Origin of the sequence: Streptomyces rimosus subsp. rimosus (assembly GCF_000720725.1) — a bacterium.
Lineage (GTDB): Bacteria > Actinomycetota > Actinomycetes > Streptomycetales > Streptomycetaceae > Streptomyces > Streptomyces rimosus_A.
This window is the reverse complement of sequence record NZ_JOCQ01000023.1, coordinates 63,568-81,525: the sequence shown is the minus strand read 5'-3', so window position 1 is coordinate 81,525 and position 17,958 is coordinate 63,568. Positions and strand designations below refer to the sequence as shown.

20 protein-coding genes and 1 pseudogene are annotated in these 17,958 nt (G+C 71.2%); 17 read left to right on the top strand and 4 right to left on the bottom strand.

The window, feature by feature from the left end; genetic code table 11:
* Positions 1-92 precede the first annotated feature (92 nt).
* The 7 genes from IH45_RS0114690 (at position 93) to IH45_RS0114660 (ending at position 4,807) form a co-directional block, all read left to right on the top strand.
* Entirely contained in the window at positions 93-464 is a 372-nt protein-coding gene (locus IH45_RS0114690; RefSeq protein ID WP_030667015.1) for an ArsR/SmtB family transcription factor, read from the top strand.
* Between the two features lie 137 nt (positions 465-601).
* Positions 602-817, top strand: a complete 216-nt coding sequence (locus IH45_RS0114685; RefSeq protein ID WP_030667013.1) for a hypothetical protein — start codon at positions 602-604, stop codon at positions 815-817.
* Positions 814-1,365: an MrpF/PhaF family protein gene (locus IH45_RS0114680; RefSeq protein WP_234440545.1), complete on the top strand. Its 552-nt coding sequence runs from the start codon at positions 814-816 to the stop codon at positions 1,363-1,365. Before IH45_RS0114685 ends, IH45_RS0114680 begins: the two co-directional genes overlap by 4 nt.
* Entirely contained in the window at positions 1,358-1,663 is a 306-nt protein-coding gene (locus IH45_RS01000000143645; RefSeq protein ID WP_050514855.1) for a Na(+)/H(+) antiporter subunit B, read from the top strand. The genes IH45_RS0114680 and IH45_RS01000000143645 overlap by 8 nt, the downstream gene beginning before the upstream one ends.
* Entirely contained in the window at positions 1,660-2,532 is an 873-nt protein-coding gene (locus IH45_RS0114670) for an MnhB domain-containing protein (RefSeq protein WP_078897558.1), read from the top strand. The genes IH45_RS01000000143645 and IH45_RS0114670 overlap by 4 nt, the downstream gene beginning before the upstream one ends.
* On the top strand, positions 2,529-2,876 hold the full coding sequence (locus tag IH45_RS0114665; RefSeq protein ID WP_030667005.1) for a sodium:proton antiporter: 348 nt from the start codon (positions 2,529-2,531) through the stop codon (positions 2,874-2,876). Before IH45_RS0114670 ends, IH45_RS0114665 begins: the two co-directional genes overlap by 4 nt.
* 32 nt (positions 2,877-2,908) lie before the next feature.
* Complete coding sequence (locus IH45_RS0114660; RefSeq protein WP_030667003.1) at positions 2,909-4,807, top strand: complex I subunit 5 family protein; 1,899 nt, start codon at positions 2,909-2,911, stop codon at positions 4,805-4,807.
* Between the two features lie 108 nt (positions 4,808-4,915).
* Here the strand turns inward: IH45_RS0114660 and IH45_RS0114655 are convergent, their stop codons facing one another.
* The 3 genes from IH45_RS0114655 to dhaK all read right to left on the bottom strand — a co-directional run bounded on the left by IH45_RS0114655 (position 4,916) and on the right by dhaK (position 7,067).
* The gene (locus IH45_RS0114655) at positions 4,916-5,332 is read right to left on the bottom strand and encodes a PTS-dependent dihydroxyacetone kinase phosphotransferase subunit DhaM (RefSeq protein ID WP_030667002.1); all 417 of its coding nucleotides are present in this window, start codon (positions 5,330-5,332) and stop codon (positions 4,916-4,918) included.
* Positions 5,329-5,910 (bottom strand): dihydroxyacetone kinase subunit DhaL, encoded by a 582-nt coding sequence (dhaL, locus tag IH45_RS0114650; RefSeq protein ID WP_030667000.1) that lies wholly within the window; start codon positions 5,908-5,910, stop codon positions 5,329-5,331. The genes IH45_RS0114655 and dhaL overlap by 4 nt, the downstream gene beginning before the upstream one ends.
* Before the next feature lie 170 nt (positions 5,911-6,080).
* Positions 6,081-7,067, bottom strand: coding sequence for a dihydroxyacetone kinase subunit DhaK (gene dhaK / locus IH45_RS0114645; RefSeq protein ID WP_030666998.1), 987 nt, complete (start codon positions 7,065-7,067; stop codon positions 6,081-6,083).
* A 603-nt stretch (positions 7,068-7,670) separates the two neighbouring features.
* Here dhaK and IH45_RS1000000146505 point away from each other — a divergent pair.
* From IH45_RS1000000146505 to IH45_RS0114605, 8 genes and pseudogenes are all read left to right on the top strand, one after another.
* Positions 7,671-8,528 carry an alpha/beta fold hydrolase gene (locus tag IH45_RS1000000146505; RefSeq protein WP_078897574.1) on the top strand — a complete coding sequence of 286 codons (858 nt, stop codon included), beginning with the start codon at positions 7,671-7,673 and terminating at the stop codon, positions 8,526-8,528.
* On the top strand, positions 8,456-8,725 hold the full coding sequence (locus IH45_RS1000000146500) for a hypothetical protein (protein WP_158813089.1): 270 nt from the start codon (positions 8,456-8,458) through the stop codon (positions 8,723-8,725). The genes IH45_RS1000000146505 and IH45_RS1000000146500 overlap by 73 nt, the downstream gene beginning before the upstream one ends.
* 2 nt (positions 8,726-8,727) lie before the next feature.
* On the top strand, positions 8,728-8,946 hold the full coding sequence (locus IH45_RS0114630) for an MbtH family protein (protein WP_030666992.1): 219 nt from the start codon (positions 8,728-8,730) through the stop codon (positions 8,944-8,946).
* A gap of 171 nt (positions 8,947-9,117) precedes the next feature.
* Entirely contained in the window at positions 9,118-9,354 is a 237-nt protein-coding gene (locus IH45_RS0114625) for a hypothetical protein (RefSeq protein ID WP_030666990.1), read from the top strand.
* Positions 9,355-9,483: 129 nt separating this feature from the next.
* Positions 9,484-10,572 (top strand): AAA family ATPase, encoded by a 1,089-nt coding sequence (locus IH45_RS0114620; protein WP_030666988.1) that lies wholly within the window; start codon positions 9,484-9,486, stop codon positions 10,570-10,572.
* Positions 10,569-11,876, top strand: a complete 1,308-nt coding sequence (locus IH45_RS0114615; protein ID WP_030666986.1) for a vWA domain-containing protein — start codon at positions 10,569-10,571, stop codon at positions 11,874-11,876. Before IH45_RS0114620 ends, IH45_RS0114615 begins: the two co-directional genes overlap by 4 nt.
* On the top strand, positions 11,873-12,685 hold the full coding sequence (locus tag IH45_RS0114610) for a hypothetical protein (RefSeq protein WP_030666984.1): 813 nt from the start codon (positions 11,873-11,875) through the stop codon (positions 12,683-12,685). Before IH45_RS0114615 ends, IH45_RS0114610 begins: the two co-directional genes overlap by 4 nt.
* 17 nt (positions 12,686-12,702) lie before the next feature.
* A pseudogene (locus tag IH45_RS0114605) lies at positions 12,703-13,518 on the top strand (ATP-binding cassette domain-containing protein); the annotation flags it as partial.
* 914 nt (positions 13,519-14,432) lie between these two features.
* Here IH45_RS0114605 and IH45_RS0114600 read toward each other — a convergent pair.
* Positions 14,433-14,990 carry an SMI1/KNR4 family protein gene (locus tag IH45_RS0114600; protein ID WP_078897572.1) on the bottom strand — a complete coding sequence of 186 codons (558 nt, stop codon included), beginning with the start codon at positions 14,988-14,990 and terminating at the stop codon, positions 14,433-14,435.
* 152 nt (positions 14,991-15,142) lie between these two features.
* Between IH45_RS0114600 and IH45_RS0114595 the strand changes: the two genes are divergently transcribed.
* Together IH45_RS0114595 and IH45_RS0114590 are read left to right on the top strand one after the other, a co-directional pair.
* Positions 15,143-16,057, top strand: coding sequence for a GNAT family N-acetyltransferase (locus IH45_RS0114595; RefSeq protein WP_030666978.1), 915 nt, complete (start codon positions 15,143-15,145; stop codon positions 16,055-16,057).
* Between the two features lie 527 nt (positions 16,058-16,584).
* Entirely contained in the window at positions 16,585-17,142 is a 558-nt protein-coding gene (locus IH45_RS0114590) for a DUF3291 domain-containing protein (RefSeq protein ID WP_030666976.1), read from the top strand.
* The last annotated feature ends 816 nt before the right edge of the window (positions 17,143-17,958 follow it).

Sequence of the window (17,958 nt, the reverse complement as noted above, 5' to 3'; positions counted from 1 at the left end):
ATGTTCTAGAACAGTAGCAATCAATTCGGCGGACCGCGGGGAGGGGGCGGGGACGTGGTCCGGGTGTCGGTGCCTCCGCGTACGCTCGGAGCATGGCCGTACTGAGTCACCCCGACCGCGCCGAACTACGCATCGCGGATGTGCTGGAGGCGTTCGCCCATCCGATCCGGCTGCGCATCGTGCACCGTCTCGCCCACGGGGCCGAGCGCTCCTGCGGCGAGCTGCTGCCCGAGGTGTCGAAGTCCACCGCCAGTCACCACTGGCGGGTGCTGCGCGAAAGCGGTGTGCTCCATCAGCGGCGGGAGGGCCGCCGCCTTGTGATGCACCTGCGGCGCGAGGACCTGGAGGCGCGCTTCCCGGGGCTGCTGGACGTGGTGCTGGCCGCCGCCGGCGACGATCCCGAGGTGGTGGCGGGCAGCGGGGCGGTGGGTGACGGAGTGGTGGCCGGGGCTCGCCGGGGGTGACCGGCCCGGGCGGCGCGTCCCCAGGGCGGAATGGGCGGGTGCATCGTCCGGATGGTCCGTTCGGCGCGGTTCGTCCGGTTGGCGAGTGCCGCATGAGAGCCTGACGGCCGGGTACGGGCGAGGCCGGAGGTGAGTGCATGTCCGGTGCCGTGAAGCCGTCCGGCGCGGCGGCGAAGGCCGCCGAACCGGCCGTCTGGTGGGCCGTGCTGACCGGCCTGTGGCTGGTGCTCGTCAGCAGCCTGGACACGCTGGAGTTCCTGGTCGGCGCGGCGGCCGCGCTCCTCGGCGCGTTCGCCGCACGCGCCGCCCGCAGAGCCGCGGCGGGTGACGGGAACCGCGGGCGGCCGAGGTGAACGGCTGGCTGTCGGCCGCCGCGCTCCTGCTCCTCGTCGGCTTCGCGCCGACCGTGTGGGGCGCGGCGAGCGGCCCCGTACGGCGCCGGGTCATGGCGCAGAACCTCGCGACACTGGCCGGCTGCCTGGTCCTGCTGCTCCTCGCACAGGGCTACGCGCGGCCCTCGTACGTCGATCTCGCGCTCGTCCTCGCGGTCCTCGGCCCCGCCGGAACCCTCGTCTACGCCCGGCTGCTCGCCGACGAACTGGCCGAACGCCCGGCCCGCGACCCCGTCGCACGCGCCCTCGGCCGTGCCATGACGCCGCTCGCCGCGGTCTGCGTACCGCTCGTGGTACTGCCGCTGTGCGTCGCGACCGGGCCGGGCCGGGCGATGGTCAAGCTCCTGGCGATCGGGGCGCTGCTGATCGGCGGGAACATCGTGTCCACACGCGCGCTGTCCGCCCGGCACGCCACCGGGCACACCCCGCGCGGCACCGGGCACACCCCGCAGGCCACCGGGCCCGAACGGCACACCACCGGCGGGCAGAGCGGTGCGGCCGGTGGCTGACGTACTGATCGTGCTGGCCCTGGCACTCGTCGCGGCGTCCTCGACCGCCGCCGTACTGGCCCGCGACCCGGTCCGGCAGTCGACCGTACTGGCCCTGCTCGGCCTCAGCCTCGCCCTCCTCTTCGCCGTCCTCCAGGCGCCGGACGTGGCCCTGTCCCAGCTCGCGGTCGGCTCCGCCCTCACCCCGCTGATGCTGCTGCTCTCCGTACGGAAGGTACGGCGCAAGGGCAAGGAGGGCGGCAGCCACCGCAATGCCGGGAACCGGACCGGCAGCACGGACCAGGAGGGGCGCCGATGAGCAGGCGCGCCCGGCTGTGGGTGCTGGCCGTCGGCGGCCTGGGTCTGGCCGTCCTGCTGTTCGCGGCGAGCCTGGAACTGCCCGGCTTCGGCGGCGATTGGCACCCGTACGGGGTCCGGGCCGTCGAGGCCGCCCTCGCCCGGCACACCTCCAACGTCGTCGCGGCGGTCAACTTCGACCAGCGGGCGTTCGACACGCTGGGCGAGGAATCGATCCTGTTCTGCGCGGCGCTGGGCACCGTCGTACTGCTCCGCCAGACGAGCGACGAGCACCGGGTACGCCCCGAACCGGCGCGCGTCGCCCCGCCCGTACGCCGCTACGCGCTGGTCGCGCTCCCGGTGACCCTGCTCATCGGCCTGTACATCGTCGCCCACGGCCAGCTCAGCCCCGGCGGCGGCTTCCAGGGCGGGGTCGTCGTCGCGACGGCCCTGCACCTGCTGTACATCGCCGTGGACTACCGCGCCCTGGAACGGATAAGGCCGATCGGCCTGTACGCGATGGCGGACGCGGCGGGGGAGGCCGCCTACCTGCTGCTGGGCGCCGCCGGCCTGATCGCCGGGACCGCCTACCTGGCCAACGTCCTCCCGTACGGCACCTTCAACACACTGGCCTCGGGCGGCACGGTGCCGCTGCTCAACGCCGCCGTCGGGGTGGAGGTCGCCAGCGGCGTCGTCGTCCTGCTGGCCTCCTTCCTCGACCAAGCGGTGGAAATCGTCGACGCGGACGACCCCGACAGCTCCGGCCGAAACTCCGACCAGGACAACTCCGGCCGGCCCCGCGCCCCCGACAACTCCGACCAGCCCCCCGCCCCCGACACCTCCGGCCGAACGCCCACCCCCCACAACCCGCCCGAGGAGAAGCCGACATGAGCGTGCTGCCCTACCTCGTCGCCGGCTGGATCTTCCTGATCGGCTGCTACGGGCTGGCCACCAGCCGCAACCTCATCCACGCCGTCGGCTGCCTCGCCGTCTGCCAGGCCTCCACGTACGTCCTGCTGCTCGCCGTCGGCTACCGGGACGGCGGTACCGCGCCGGTCTTCTCCGACCTGAAGCCCGGCACCCGCCCGGTCGTCGACCCCGTCGTCCAGGCCCTGACCCTCACCGACGTGGTGGTGGGCGCGACGGTCACCGCGCTGCTGCTGGCCCTCGTCGTCCAGGTCGGCAAACGGCACGGGACCGTCGACCCGGACGAACTCTCGGAGCTGCGCGGGTGACGGCGGCGGGCCCCCTCACCGCCGCCGCGGGCATGACCCTCACCCCGGCCGCCACCCTGCCGCTGATCGTGACCCTCCCGCTGCTCGGCGCCGCGTTCCTGGTCGCGGCGGGCCGCCGGATGGCGCGCCGGGCCGCCGAGATCGCGGGCACCGTCTTCGCGGCGGGCACCGCCGCCCTCGCCTTCTCCGTCCTGCTGCGCGGGGCGTCGGCGGGCGGCCCGGGCGGGCGCGCCGTCGAATGGCTGGGCGGCTGGCACCCGCACGGCGGCGCGGGTGTGGGCATCGTCCTGGTCGGCGACCGGATCGGCGTCGGGCTGGCCGCCGTCACCTCGCTCCTGGTCGTCGCCGTCCTCGCGTACTCCTGGCGGTACTTCGACGAGCCGCCGCACCGCCAGGCGGGCACCTTCCCCGCCCTCGTCCTGATCTTCCAGGCGGCCATGTGCGGCTTCGCGCTCACCGGCGACCTCTTCAACGCGTTCGTCTTCTTCGAGCTGATGGGCGTCGTCGCGTACGCCCTCACCGGCTACCGCGTCGAGGGGGCGCGCGCCGTGCAGGGCGCGCTCACCTTCGGCGTCGTCAACTCCCTCGGCGGCTACGCCACCCTGCTCGGCGTCGGCCTGCTGTACGGACGCACCGGGGAACTCGGCTTCGCCCAGATCGGCGCCCGCCTGGCCACCCACCCGGGCGCGTCCTCCGCCGGTCCGCCCACCGGCCCGTCCGCCGGCCTCGCCGAAGGCCCCGACATCCTCGTCCTGACCGCCTTCGTCCTCGTCCTGACCGGCCTGCTCGTCAAGGCCGCCGTGGTCCCTTTCCACTTCTGGCTCCCGGACGCGCACGCCGTCGCGCCCACCCCGGTGTGCATGCTGCTGTCCGGCGTCATGGTCGAACTGGGCGTGTACGGCACGGCCCGCGTCTACTGGACCGTCTTCGCGGGCCCCGGCGGTATCCCCACCGCCGACGCGCACCGCACGCTGCTCGCCCTCGGCACGCTCACCGCCGTCGTCGGCGCGCTGATGTGCTGGCAGCAGCGGCACCTCAAACGGCTGCTGGCGTTCTCCACCGTCGCGCACACCGGCCTGTTCCTGATCGGGCTGGCGACCATGACACCGGACGGCGCGGGCGGCACGGCCCTGTACGTCCTCGGACACGCGGGCGTCAAAGCCGCGCTCTTCGCCGCCATGGGCATCCTCCTCGACCGCTTCCGCAGCGTCGACGAACTCGAACTGCACGGCCGCGGCAGGGAACTGCCCCTGGTCGGCGTGGTCTGCGCGGCCGGCGGGCTGGCCCTGGCCGGGCTGCCGCCGTTCGGTACGGGCCTGGGCAAGGCGGTCACCGAGGAAGCGGCCGGAGGCTGGCCGGCCGCCGTGTTCGTGCTCGTCTCCGCGGTCACCGGGGGAGCGGTGTTGCGCGCCGTCGCCCGGGTCTTCCTCGGGCTCGGCGTACGGCCGAAGGCAGCCGACGAGGCGGCGAACCGCGCGGACGAGACCAGCGGCAAGGACGAACAACCGGAAACCGCCGGCCAGCTGAGCCGCATCCCGGACACCATGCTGGCCGTGCCGGTCGCGCTGCTGGCGGGCGCACTGGCCGTGGGCGTCGTACCGGGCCTGCACGCCGCGGTCGGCCGGGCCGCGGACGCCTTCCTCGACCGGGCGGGCTACGCCGCCGCGGTCCTGCACACCCCGTCGGCCGCACCCGTACCGATGCCCGGACCGCACTGGACCCCGGCGGGCGTGGCCCTCGGCCTGCTGTCCGCCGCCCTCGCCTGCGGCCTGGCCTGGTGGGCCGTACGCCGCCCCCAGGGCCCCGCCGAACCCGCCCGCTGGGCGGCGCCGGTCCGCCGGCTGCACTCCGGACACATCGGGGACTATGTCGCGTGGGTGCTGGCGGGGGTGGTGTTGGTGGCGGGGTTGGTGGTGCCGGGGTTGTGGTGATCGGGGTCGTCGTGATCGGGCTTGTGGTGATCGGGGTGCCGGGGCGGCGGTGAAGAGCACCCCGGCACCACCGCCCTCACTCTTCCTCACTCTTCGCGGAAGCCGCTTTCACTCCTTCCGATAGGAGTACGCCTCTCCCGCAGCCGCCGCCACCGCGTCCAGACCGGCCCCGGTCGAAGCGGTGACCACGGCCGCCACCGCGCCCTCGACGAACGGCGCGTCCACCAGCCGCGTACCTTCGGGCAGCTCGTCGCCCTCGGCGAGCAGGGCCTTGACGGTCAGTACGGCGCTGCCCAGATCGACGAGGACGGCGACGCCCGCACCGCCGTCCACCTTCCGCGCCGCCTCCGTGATCAGCTCCGCGCTGGTCCCCAGCCCGCCGTCCGGTGTACCGCCCGCTGCCGCCACCGGGGCCTTGGCGCCACCGCCCGCCAGGCCGACGGCCAGCCGCGCCACCGACTCGGCCACCGGCCCGCTGTGCGACACCAGCACGATGCCCACGTACGAGGAGTCCGCGCCGCTCACTTCGCCGCCTCCTGCTCCGCCGTCTCCGCCAGCGCGGTGAACAGCAGGGCCGACGAGGTCGCCCCCGGATCCTGATGACCGACGCTGCGCTCGCCCAGATAGCTCGCCCGGCCCTTGCGGGCCTGGAGCGGAACGGTGGCCTCCGCCCCCTGCCCGGCGGCCTCGGCGGCGGCCCGGAAGGACGTGGCCAGCGCCTCGACGGCCGGATCGAGCGCGTCGAGCATCGTCGCGTCACCGGGCGCCGAACCGCCCAGCTGCGCCACCGCGTCCACCCCGGTGCGCAGCGCCGCGCGCAGCTCGTCGGCGGTGACGCTGTCCGCGTCGCCCAGCGCCTTGCCCGTACGCCGCAGCAGCGTCCCGTACAGCGGGCCGGACGCGCCGCCCACCGTGGAGATCAGCTGCCGCCCCGCCATCGTCAGCACGGCCCCCGGCGTCCCCGGCGGCTCCGCTTCGAGCGTCTTGACGACGGCCGCGAAGCCGCGCTGGAGGTTGCTGCCGTGGTCGGCGTCGCCGATGGCCGAGTCGAGCTCGGTGAGACGGGGCGCTTCCCGGTCGACGGAGGCGGCGACCGCCGTCATCCACCGCAGAAAGAACCCGGCGTCCAGTGCCGTTTCGGACACGAACTGCTCCTCTGGTCGTACGTGTGCGGGTACCGCGGTCACGTCGGCCCGCGAAGACCGGGACGACGTGACGTGTACGGGAGAACGTCCCCGCCATTGTGCGCGCAAACCTCCGGCGACCGGCCCGGTCAGCAACCCCAGCGCAGCGCGGGCGTCCGTACCGGCGCGTCCCACAGCCGCAGCAGCTCCTCGTCCACCTGGCACAGCGTCACCGAGCAGCCCGCCATGTCGAGCGAGGTGACGTAATTGCCGACCAGCGTACGAGCCACCGGCACGCCCCGCTCGCCGAGCACCCGGTGCACCTCGGCGGCGAACCCGTACAGCTCCAGCAGCGGGGTGCCGCCCATCCCGTTGACCAGCACCAGCACCGGGTGTCCGGGCCGCAGGTCCGCCAGCACCGCCTCCACGGCGTAGTCCGCGATCTCACCGGCGGTCATCATCGGCCGCCGCTCGCGGCCCGGCTCCCCGTGGATGCCGACGCCCAGCTCCAGCTCACCGGCGGGCAGGTCGAACATCGGGCCGCCCTTGGCCGGAGTCGTACAAGAACTGAGCGCCACACCGAAGCTCCGCGACGACTCCACGACCCGGCGCGCCAGCCCCGCCACCCGGTCCAGCGGCGCGCCCTCCGCGGCCGCCGCACCCGCGATCTTCTCCACGAACAGCGTGGCGCCGGTCCCGCGGCGCCCGGCGGTGTGCAGTGAGTCGGTCACCGCCACGTCGTCGTTCACGACCACCGTCGCGACCTGCACCCCCTCGTCCTCCGCCAGCTCCGCGGCCATCCGGAAGTTCAGCACGTCACCGGTGTAGTTCTTGACGACGAACAGCACCCCCGCACCACTGTCCACGGCCGCGGCGGCCCCCACCATCTGATCCGGCACGGGCGAGGTGAACACCTCCCCGGGACACGCGGCATCCAGCATCCCCGCCCCCACGAACCCCCCGTGCAACGGCTCATGCCCACTACCACCCCCCGAAACCAGCGCCACCTTCCCTCCGACCGGCGCATCCCGCCGCACGACCACCCGGTTCTCCACATCCACGACCAGGTCGGGATGGGCCACAGCCATCCCGCGAAGGGCGTCGGCGACCACGGATTCGGGGACGTTGATGAGCATTTTCACGCGGGGCTCCTCGGCTGCTCGAAGGAATCGGCGGTGAGCTGCGATGGTGCAGGTCCAAAGGTAGTGGGAGAGGTAGTTGGTTCCGGCGGTCTCCGGCGGTTGGCGGCGGACTCCGTCGGTACTGCTGCTGATCTGATGCCGACTTTGCAGCGGAGGCCGGTGAGACGGTCCGGTGAATCGGCAGAAGAGACCCGCACGGGCAGGGACCACATGATCCGTACTCGTGCAACGAGACCGCGCGGGAGCGGCCGGTTCCCTCGGCCGGTTTCCTCGGCCAGTGCTCGGATTGAGGTGCCCGCCTGGTAGCCGAAGCCGACTGGTTCACCCAGTGCGGCTCGGAACGCGCCGTGCGACGCATGGTGAAGAAAGCCGACAGCCTCCGGCTGATGGCCCGCTTCGAAGTTGGCCCTACCGCTCGACCAGAACAGTCAGTGGGTCTTTCGCTTCCAAGCCACGTTCACGTGTACGGAGGGGCTGGCCAGGCGCTCAGCCGGCGAACGCATACGGGTCCAGGGCATCGACCGGAAGGTGTTCGATGAGCAGGCGCTCGCCGACACCCGTCTCCTGCGCCAGTTCGATCAGAACGTCCAGGGCCGTATGGTCCTCAAGCGCGTAGCCGGTGGAGTCGAACACCGTCATGCTGTTCCGGTACGGCGTCCAGTTGCCGGGCTCGCGGCACACGTCCGACAGCTGGGGTCCGACCTGCCCGACCCGGGCGCTATCAGTCGCATCCGCGCCGTGCTCGGGGCGGATCTGCCGATCCGGGCCCTGTTCGAGACGCCGACCGTCGCAGGGCTCGCCGGTCAGCTGCATCTGGACGTCCGGGAGGACGCCCTCGGAGTTCTCCTCCCGCTCCGCCCGCGCGGCACCAAGCCACCGTTGTTCTGCATACACCCGGCCGGCGGCCTGAGCTGGCCCTATGCGGGTCTGCTTCAGTACCTCGACCCCGATGTCCCGGTGTACGGCCTTCTGGCGAGAGGCATGACGGAGGGCGAGGAGCTGGCCGGCTCGGTGGCGGAGATGGTCGAGGACTACCTCGGCCAGATGCGTACGGTCCAGCCGCACGGCCCGTACCACCTGCTGGGCTGGTCCTTCGGCGCGGTGGTGGCACACGCCATCGCCGACCGCCTGCAGCAGCAGGGTGAACGCACGGACTTGCTGGTAGTTGTCGACGCGGTTCCGGCAAAGCCCCTTCCGGAGGAAGCCAGGAGCAGATCGCCGCTTTGGAGATGTCCAAGGTGTATCTGGGAATGCTTCAGGCTTTCCACGTCGACACCGACGGAATCGACGAACACAGCCTCACTCACGAGGAGTTCCTTCGCCTTCTGTCGACGGAGCACACGGCATTGGCCACCGTGGACGAGCGCATGGCCGAGGCGTCGATGCGCGTACTGCAGAACAACGTGGGCATCGGCGCCCAGCACATCCACGGCCGGGTCACCACGAACATGCTGATCTTCACCGCGACCAACGGCGGTGAGTACGTGATCGACCCGGAGGTCTGGGCCCCGTACATCGAGGGCCGGATCCACCATCACCGCATCACGTCGTCCCACCACGCCCTGATGCAGCCCGACTCCCTGCGTCAGCTGGGACCCGAACTGGCCGCGGAACTCCGCGGCCTCCACACCGATCCGACCCGAGAGGACTGATCATGACGAACCCCTTCGACAACCCCGAGGGCCGTTTCCTGGTGCTCGTCAACGACGAGGGGCAGCACTCCCTCTGGCCGACGTTCGCCGACATCCCCGAGGGCTGGCACACGGCCCATCCGGAAGATTCCCGCGAAGCCTGCCTGTCCTACATCGAAGAGAACTGGACGGACATGCGCCCCCTGAGCCTGGTCCGGGCCATGGAGGAAGCGAGCTCCTGACCTCCCGGCCCGCCCGTCCGGCGCCGACCCGGCACCCGGCGCCCCGCCGCGCCGGGTCGGCCTCCTGTCCGGCAGTGGAATTGCCTGTAGCCGAAGCGGTTTTGCCCCTGGTCAGGACCATGCGTGTCACCCCTGGTTGACACTTCGCTTCTGTCAACCTAGGGTGACATCATGGAGATTGGCCGGCTCGTACTGTTGGCAGAAGAAGCCAAGGGTGACGACCCCGTGGCGGGGCTCAGCGCCACTGTTGAGGTGCGGCGCGAGATGGAGCGGCTGGAGGCGGTGTTGGTACGGCGCGCCCGCACACAGGGGCGTACCTGGGCCGACATCGCCGCCGCCCTGGGCATCAGCAAGCAGGCCGCGCACAAGAAGTACGGCGGCCGAAGGCTGTTCCGCAACCAGGACTAGCCACTCCCGCAACGGGATTCGGGCTGAGGCACCTGTGCCGCGGCCTGCTGAAAGCTGCCCGGGTCAGGGCACGCGAGCTGGACGCATCCGGACAGAATATTGCCGCGACAAAGGAATTCGGTGGACCCCATGGGCGCACAATCCGTCACACAGCAAGCGGTCGCCGTCGCCGTGGCCGCCAACTTACCCGTCATTCTCTGGGGAGCGCCGGGCACCGGAAAGACGTCAGCAGTGGTCGCGCTGGGAGAGAGCCTCGGCCTGCCCGTCGAAGTCGTTGTCGGATCCATCCGCGAGCCGAGTGACTTCTCCGGTCTGCCCGTACTCCGTGACGGCGGCACCTGGTTCGCCCCGCCGCGCTGGGCGGAACGGCTGGCGCGGTCCGGGACCGGGTTGCTGTTCCTCGACGAATTGACCACCGCGCCTCCCGCCGTCCAGGCCGCCATGCTGCGTGTCGTCCTGGAGCGCACCGTCGGCGACCTGGTGCTGCCACCCGAGATCCGCATTGTCGCCGCCGCCAACCCGCCCGAGCAGGCCGCCGACGGCTGGGACCTCTCCGCGCCGCTGGCCAACCGGCTCATCCACCTCGACTGGCAGGTCTCGGCCGTCGACATCGCCGAGGGCTTGGCCGGCGGATTCACCGTGCCCGAGCTCGCGCACAGTGAGCCGCCCACCCTCGCCGAGGTCACCAAGTCCCGCGCCATGGTCGGCGCGTTCCTTCGGGTACGCCCCGAACTCGTGCTCGCCGTGCCGGACAGCCCGGATCGCGCTGGACGCGGCTGGCCCAGCCCGCGCAGCTGGGAGCTGGCCGCCCGCGCACTGGGCGCCTGCGCGCACAGCGGCACCGACGAGGCCGTACTCGCCGAGCTGCTCCTGGGCGCTGTGGGCGAGGCCGCCGGCTTCGAGCTGCTTTCCTGGGTGCGCAACCTCGACCTGCCGGACCCGGTGCAGTTGCTCAACGACCCGCACGCCACCCTCCCCGACCGCCTCGACCGGCTGCACGCCCTCCTCGGCGCGCTCGTCGCACACGTCGTGGCCGATGGAGGCGCGCCCGTCTGGGAGCAGTCGTGGACGGTGGTCAGCCGCGTCGCCCGCTCCTCACCCGACATCGCCGCCAGCGCCGCCCGGGCGCTGGCCAAGCACCGCCCCAGCGGCGCGAAGCCGCCCAGCACCATGCTGGAGCTGGCACCGATCCTGCGCGCGGCGGGGCTGCTGACATGACGGCCGTCCCCGACGGGCCGGCGGAGCAGCGCGAACAGGTCCTCGCGCGGTTCGCGGCGGCCCGGCTCTGGGCCGCACACCACGCGCCGTACCTGGCCTCCGCGGTGTTCGCGCTGACCCCGGTGGTCATCGAGGCGGCCATCGACGACACCACAGGGACGCCGGTGCCCGACCCGGAGTTCCGCGCCTTTCCTGCCGACACCCGGTGGAACGTCCACCTGGAGACCGGCACGGCACTGGCCACCCCCGTGCCGGAGATCGGCTGGTGGCTGCTGCACCACGTGGGCCACCTCGTCCGCCGGCACGCGAGCCGTTCCCCGGTGAAACCGGGCAACGGCGGCGGAACGCACGCGGCCGGGCTCGCTGGAGAGGAACGGGCGCACCGCTGGAACCAGGCGGCCGACGCCGAGATCAACGATGACCTGGAGGCCGAGGACCTGCCGGTGCCGGACGGGGTCATCTCCCCGAAGGCACTGGGGCTTCCGGACAACCGCATGGCCGAGGAGTACGTGCCGATGCTGGACGTGCTGGCCGAGGCCATGGGGCGGGGCGGCAAGGCCCTGGCCGAGGCCATTGACTGTGGCAGTGCCGCGGACGGGCGCCCGCGCGAGTACGAAGAGTCCGGCGGCGGAGGACTGTCCGAACTCGACAAGGAACTGCTGGAACGCTCCATCGCCGTCGGCATCCAGGACCGGATCAGCGCCCGCAGCGAGGTGCCCTCGGGCTGGCAGCGCTGGGCCGGAGAACGCCTGGCGCCCCAGGTGAACTGGCGGTCCCGGCTCGGTGCACTGATCCGTCGCGGACTGTCCGCGGTGGCCGGCAACACCGACTTCAGCCACCGCAGGCCGTCGCGCCGCGCGGGCGCCTACACCGACATCGTGCCGCCCGCGCTGGTCTCCCCGGTTCCGGACACCGTGCTCGTCGTCGACACCTCGGGCTCGGTCACCAACGCCGTGCTCGACCGGCTGCTCGCCGAGGTCACCGCCATCATCACCGGGGTCGCCGGACCGAACCGGCGGCTGCGCGCCCTGTGCTGCGACATGACCCCGTACCCGGTGCAGACCGTACGCCGGGCCGAGGACATCACGCTCGTCGGCGGCGGCGGTACGGACATGCGCGCCGGGATCGAGGCCGCCGCGCACCTGCGGCCCCGCCCCGACCTCATCGTCGTGCTCACCGACGGCCAGACCCCCTGGCCGGAACACCGGCCGCGACCGCACGTCGTCGTCTGCCTCATCGGCGAGGACGGCCACGCACCCGACTGGGCCGCCATCGCCCGCATTCCGCAGGAGGCACTGACATGACCGTGGGATTCAGCGACGACGAGGAACCCGAGCGGGACAAGGGCCGAGAGCGCCACCGGCCCGTACCCGAGCCGGAGCATGCGCCCACCCCGGAGCCGTTGCCGCAGTGGCCGGAGCACGGGTTCACCCTGGCCGAGGCACGCAGCTGGATCGACGAGGGCTTCGCCGTCGCCGAGGCCGTGCGCTGGCGCACCTCCGGCGTCTACACCCCGGACAAGGCACGGCAATGGCGTACCGCGGGCGCCACCCCGTACACCGTCGACACCTGGCTGAGCGCGGGCATGACCCCACGCGACGCGGTCCGCTGGCGCGAACTCGGCTACTCCGCCCAGGAAGCCGCCGAACGGCACCTGGCCGGGGAGAGCCCCACCCCGCGCAGCTGGCTCTACCGGCTGCTCAACCCACGCCGTGACACCACCAAGGACAACCTCGGCGAGGAACGGGCCAAAGCCATGAAGGCCTTGCTGCATCGCGGCGTTCCGGCCGCGGCCGCCAGAGGCTTCGTCGAGTCGGGCTGGAGCGGCGAGGAAGCGCTTCCCTGGGCCCGGCGCGGCATCGACCCGGGCGAGGCCCGCGTCTTCCTCGCCCTGGGCTTCGAGGCGGGGGAGGCGGAGAAGGTGCTCTCCGACGGCGAGTCCGCCATCGAACTGATGGCCACCTGGTGGCGTGCGGGCATCCCGATCGACGAGGTCGCGCCATGGCGCGCGGCAGGCTTCACCGCCCAGGAGGCGGCCGGGATGCGCGCCGAAGGCACCGACGTCGAACAGGCCAAGGTGCTGCGCGCCCTCAGCGGAGGCGAACCGTCCTGACGAAGAGGAGTACGACCATGAGCGGTACCCCCTACGCGGTCCTCGCCGAAGGGCTGCGCAAGACCTACGGCTCCACCACCGCGCTGGACGGGTTCGACCTCGCCGTCCCGGAAGGCACCGTGTGCGGCCTGCTCGGCCCCAACGGCGCAGGCAAGACCACCGCGGTACGGATCTTGTCAACGCTCCTGCGGGCCGACGGCGGCCGGGCCGTCGTCGCCGGGTTCGACGTGGTGCGTCAGGCCGCGCAGGTCCGCTACCGCATCGGCCTCACCGGCCAGTACGCGGCGATCGACGACGCACTCACCGGCATGCAGAACCTCCAGATGTTCGGCCGGCTGTTCCGCCTGGGCAAGGCCGGCGCCCGCGCCCGGGCCGAGCAGTTGCTCGACCAGTTCAACCTCGCCGAGGCCGCGGACAAGAAGGCGGGCACCTACTCCGGGGGCATGAAGCGCCGGCTGGACCTGGCTGCCGGTCTCATCCTCGCCCCACAGGTGCTCTTTCTCGACGAGCCCACCACCGGCCTGGACCCGCGCAACCGGAACGAGGTCTGGGCCGCACTGCGCTCCCTCGTCGCGGGTGGCACGACCGTGCTGCTCACCACCCAGTATCTGGACGAGGCGGACCAGCTGGCCGACCAGATCGCGGTGATCGACACGGGCAGGGTGATCGCCGAGGGCACTCCGGCCGAGCTGAAGTCCCGCATCGGGGGCGACCAGGTGGATGTGGTGCTGCGCGACGCGATCCGCCTGCCCGAGGTGGCCAGCCTGCTGACCCGGATCACGGGCGGCCGCCCGGAGGTCGACGAGGACGGCTTTCGCGTCAGCGCCCCGGTGGACGTGGCCCGCCGAGCACGCCGCAGGCGACGCTGTGCAGTAGATGGAGAGGGCCCCGTCACTGCGGGGGAGATAGAGCCTCCTGCCGGCTGCTGGCCGGACCCGCAGACCGCCATCGAGGCGACTGCGAACAGGGCTCGGTCTGAGGGACGCGGCACCCGAAGCGCCCGACGGTCTTCAACTTGGTGGCCACCAGCCGCACGCCGTGTTACCTGTCCCTCTCGGCCGAGACTTCATCGCCGAACTGGTCGCCGTCGGCCGGCCCGAGGCCGGCGCAGAGAGCCTCACCGAAACGTTGGCTCCATCTGCCAGGGGAGGAACACCACCTGCCCGACGGAGTACTGGCCACGGTGGGCCGCTCACTCTGTTCCTTCGGAAAGTTTGTGGTGGTCGGTCACGCGCCGTACGACTTAGCTGTTGCACTTCGGCCGAGATCACGCTGAGTATGCCGATGGCGAGCCGGATCCGAAGACAGGAGAGCGCTTGATGGTCATAGTCAGGGTCGCATGCTGACCATTTGCTGACCGACAGCATCTCGTCACCCGATTGACCTGCGAAAATGCCCAGTTTCGAGACGTTGATGAGCATTTTCACGGGGGCTCCTCGGGTGCTCGAACGATCGGCGGCGGACTCCGTCGGTACTGATGCCGACCTGTTGACTTCACTGACCTGTCGACTTCCCTGACGGCCCGTCAGTTACCGGGTGAGTTACTCAGCGTGACGACCTCAGGATATGCGCGGGCACTGGAGGTGGCGCAAGTGCTGGAGGGCGGAGGGGCGTGAGCTTGTACACGGCGACGTCCTGGAAGGCGTTTCGCCGTGGAAGCGGTGCGGTCCGCGCCCTGCTGTGGTGAGCGGCAACGGTTGCGGCTCACCTCCGAGGCGCTGTTCGGGCTCTGCGCTCCAAGAGCTTGTCAGCGGCCGGCCTGAGACCGGAGATACCCAGGTTCACCTGTGGCGACGAACCGGGCCAAGGATCGCTCAAGCAGTTCCAGGAAGTGACGCATGTCGTCCGCCACTCTGTCGAACTCCGGCTCCTCCAGTGATGCCGTCCGTGTCCGGTGGACGGCCCCGTCGGGACCCACGACGTAGGACAGGCCGCCCCCATCCGATCCGATCACCAGCCCGCACGGCTCCTGGCTCTCACTCACACGGACGGCCCCGTAATCCGAGAGGTGCTGAAGGACATCGCGCGCGGGATGGATGAAACAGCCGTTGCCGACGTCCTCCCATACGACTTCTCCGATGCTCCGGTAGAAGGTGACCAGGTCTGCGGCTGCGCAAGGAACGCGGGCCAGCGCACGCACCGCCTCTTGGCCACTGTCAGCGGCGTCAGCGGCCAGGCAGATCCGGTTGACACCCGGCGGGAAGCCGTGCTTGCACTCGAACTCCGCCGTCATCTCCGCCAGCACCGGCGAGACCGCGCTCACCCACGAAGACAGCCGGGCCGGCGACAACGAACGCTCACTCATGAGGCCGGATCCTGTCATGAGCTGCTGACATTCGTCCCTACGGAAGGGCTGCACCCAACGCGCCGTGTACGGCCCCGGTGCCGGGGTATCCTCGGCTGCGTACCGCATCGCATGGCGGCCTCCCGACACGAGTCTTCAACCGGAGGTCCCACATGTCCGCACTCACGGTGCGCCCCTTCCGCCGCGACGACCGCGACCAGCTCACCGAACTGGTCAACCAGCACGTCGCCGCCGTCGTCCCAGGGGTTTCCGTCTCCGTCAACACCGTGCTCAGCACCCTGGAGCGGCAGGCGGACGAATTCATCACCGACCCGTGGGTGAGCGAGCGGGTCACGCTCGTCGCCGAACAGCGCAGGTGCGTGGTGGCCGCGGCCCACCTGTTGCGCTACCGCGCCGACGCCGAGGTCGGCGAGGACTACCGGGACACCGGCGAGATCGACTGGTTCGTCTGCCGCCCGCCGGCCTCCTTCTGGCCGGACTCCGACGAGGCCGCACACCTGTTGATGTCCGCCTGCCTGGCCCAGCTCGCACGCTGGAACGTCCGCTCCCGCTACGCGTCCGGCGCGCTGCCCGCCCCCGTCGTCCACGGTCTGCCCCGGAACTGGCCGCACATCCGCGCCGTGTACGAACGCGCGGGCTTCCGGCACGTCGGGGACACCGAGGTGATCCTGCTGGCGCGAACGGCCGACCTGTCGGTACCCGAGCCCCGGCCCGGTGTGACAGCCGAGCGCACGCTGGGGGAATGCGGTACGCGATTCACGGCCTACGCCGACGGACACGCGGTTGGTTTCGTCGAGGTCGACACAGCCCTCGCCCGCCCCGAGCGCCACACCCGTTCCGCGGGCCTCGCCGACATCGGCAACCTCCACACCGGCCCGGCCCACTGCGGTACGGGCCTGGAGCGCTGGCTGCTCACTCAGGCCGCCGACTGGCTCCGCCTGTGCGGCGTGGACCGCGTCGTCGCCTACGAGCCGGCCACAGACCGGACGGCGATCGACCAGCTGACGTCGGTGGGCTTCCGGGAACTGACCCGCACCGACCGTCGCTGGCAGCACCGCCCCGAGTGACCACGCCCCGGAGCCCGAGTCGGCACCGCACGCGAGGCCCGTCACTGCTGCAACCGTCACCCGCCGTCGGGTCCATGTTTCCCGGGCGCTACTTGTGGCGGAGTTCTGCGGTCCCCCCTCCGGTGGAGCCATGCTCAAACCTGGTACTCGTGCTGGGTCGTCGGGCTCCGAGCAGAGGCCGCGCTGAGAACGGGGCTGTGGCTTGTGGGCCGCAGCCCCAGCGACTGCGGCATTGACAGCCATCTCGCCGCCCCGCGCCAAACAGCGCGCGCCGGCAAGCAGTGCCATCGCCCAGTTCCCGCAAGGGCTTGTACAAGAAGCCACTTGGGCAGGGAAAACGCAACTTCGACATGGCCCGCAGAGGCAGCTATCTTCGCCTGGCCGTCGGCGGTTGCCCACGGTCGCACGGGGGCTCGTTCGGGCTGAGCCCCCGCGACGGAATGCGTTGGCACGCCACATGAATCCTCGCCCATGCGTAGGCCACCGAACCGGGTTCACGCCAGGAACCCCGAATCAGAAAGAGAAGCATGTCCCATCTTGCTCTGTACACATTCGGTGTTCTGAAGTCACCTCTCGCCGATCGCGCGCCTCTCACGCGCGAGTTCTACGACACGGGTGAGGCTGTCTACCGGAAGATCAGCCGGCACCCCGGATACATCGCTCATGCCGAAGCGGCAGACGGCGAACGGGGCTCACACTTCGACTTGGACTGGGGTATCTGGGGAGAGTTCGCCGTACCGGCCTGGTACGGCAAAGGCCGTACGCCGGAAACCATCGCCCTGGCCGCGACGCTCTCGCTCTGGACCGACCTGCGCCCCGTCTTCGACGCCATCTACACCGGTCTGCACCGTGCGGCGCTGAACAGGCGTTACGACTGGTTCGAGAGGACAGAACACCCGGGTTACGTGTTCTGGTGGGTCGCCGACGGCGTGATACCCACTTGGCAGGACGGGGTTTCCAGGCTGGAGCACCTCCACGACAACGGTTCCACGCCGCACGCCTTCACCTTCCACCATTCGTTCGCCCAGGACGGAACTCCGACCAAGACCAAAGGCATCGGACCGAAGCGCGACCAGGTTCGCTGAAGAGGGAGCCTGAAGAGGAAGCCTGAAGAGGGAGTCCGAAGAGGAAGCCTGAAGGGCCACGCGAGCCGCTGCCGCGGAGGGCGACTTCGGCGACGTGGCTGTGCGGCCGGCGGGAGAAGAGCTGGTGACCTGCTACCTGTGCACCTCCCGCCTGTCGTATTCGGGCGAGGCCGTAAGCCGGATGTGTGCCGGACGTGAGCCGGATGTATGCCGGATGTTCGCCTCCGCCGGTCAGGAAGTCTTCGGGTGCGGCTCGTTCCGGGTGAGGTGGTCCTCAGGGCGGCAGACAGGTGTCCATGGCCGAGGAAGCAGATGAAACGGTCATCCGACAGCTCTATGGGTGCTCCTTTCCGCAGAGCCTGGATTTCGGGCATGATCGCGAATATGGGCGAACCGGGACTGAACCTGCTTTCACAGCGGTGGGAAGAGCACATGCGAGCGCCCTTCCCACCGCATATGCGGCACCGAGAGATCGCGGGTGAAGACATGGTGCTGCTGGACGCGGATATCGCCGGCTGTGGCGATTCTCAGGCGGTGAGAGCGTATCGGCGCCGGCCGACTGGGCGGAGCCGCCGACGTTCGACGGCGAGGTACCGCTCCCGGTACGCGTCGGGGTCTGGCGAGTCGGTGGCGGGCGCCATCCGCCAAGACCACTCACCCCTCGATGAGCTGGCCGGGCAGGGTGAGTTCGGTGATGCCCAGTACCGTGTTGGCGTGGGTCAACGCAGGTTTCGGGGGTTGCGCCCGGGCGGGACCAGCACCAGTCGGTCGGGGCGGCGCGGGCCCCGCGCAGCGTGAAGTCGCAGCCGATCACCG

Excerpts from the sequence above, each read along its gene's own strand:
- IH45_RS0114690 (WP_030667015.1), top strand. The coding sequence starts at position 93 with ATGGCCGTACTGAGTCACCCCGACCGCGCCGAACTACGCATCGCGGAT.
- IH45_RS0114685 (WP_030667013.1), top strand. The coding sequence starts at position 602 with ATGTCCGGTGCCGTGAAGCCGTCCGGCGCGGCGGCGAAGGCCGCCGAA.
- IH45_RS0114670 (WP_078897558.1), top strand. The coding sequence starts at position 1,660 with ATGAGCAGGCGCGCCCGGCTGTGGGTGCTGGCCGTCGGCGGCCTGGGT.
- IH45_RS0114665 (WP_030667005.1), top strand. The coding sequence starts at position 2,529 with ATGAGCGTGCTGCCCTACCTCGTCGCCGGCTGGATCTTCCTGATCGGC.
- IH45_RS0114660 (WP_030667003.1), top strand. The coding sequence starts at position 2,909 with ATGACCCTCACCCCGGCCGCCACCCTGCCGCTGATCGTGACCCTCCCG.
- dhaL (WP_030667000.1), bottom strand. The coding sequence starts at position 5,910 with ATGACGGCGGTCGCCGCCTCCGTCGACCGGGAAGCGCCCCGTCTCACC.
- dhaK (WP_030666998.1), bottom strand. The coding sequence starts at position 7,067 with ATGCTCATCAACGTCCCCGAATCCGTGGTCGCCGACGCCCTTCGCGGG.
- IH45_RS1000000146505 (WP_078897574.1), top strand. The coding sequence starts at position 7,671 with ATGGTCCTCAAGCGCGTAGCCGGTGGAGTCGAACACCGTCATGCTGTT.
- IH45_RS1000000146500 (WP_158813089.1), top strand. The coding sequence starts at position 8,456 with ATGCGCGTACTGCAGAACAACGTGGGCATCGGCGCCCAGCACATCCAC.
- IH45_RS0114630 (WP_030666992.1), top strand. The coding sequence starts at position 8,728 with ATGACGAACCCCTTCGACAACCCCGAGGGCCGTTTCCTGGTGCTCGTC.
- IH45_RS0114625 (WP_030666990.1), top strand. The coding sequence starts at position 9,118 with ATGGAGATTGGCCGGCTCGTACTGTTGGCAGAAGAAGCCAAGGGTGAC.
- IH45_RS0114620 (WP_030666988.1), top strand. The coding sequence starts at position 9,484 with ATGGGCGCACAATCCGTCACACAGCAAGCGGTCGCCGTCGCCGTGGCC.
- IH45_RS0114615 (WP_030666986.1), top strand. The coding sequence starts at position 10,569 with ATGACGGCCGTCCCCGACGGGCCGGCGGAGCAGCGCGAACAGGTCCTC.
- IH45_RS0114610 (WP_030666984.1), top strand. The coding sequence starts at position 11,873 with ATGACCGTGGGATTCAGCGACGACGAGGAACCCGAGCGGGACAAGGGC.
- IH45_RS0114600 (WP_078897572.1), bottom strand. The coding sequence starts at position 14,990 with ATGAGTGAGCGTTCGTTGTCGCCGGCCCGGCTGTCTTCGTGGGTGAGC.
- IH45_RS0114595 (WP_030666978.1), top strand. The coding sequence starts at position 15,143 with ATGTCCGCACTCACGGTGCGCCCCTTCCGCCGCGACGACCGCGACCAG.
- IH45_RS0114590 (WP_030666976.1), top strand. The coding sequence starts at position 16,585 with ATGTCCCATCTTGCTCTGTACACATTCGGTGTTCTGAAGTCACCTCTC.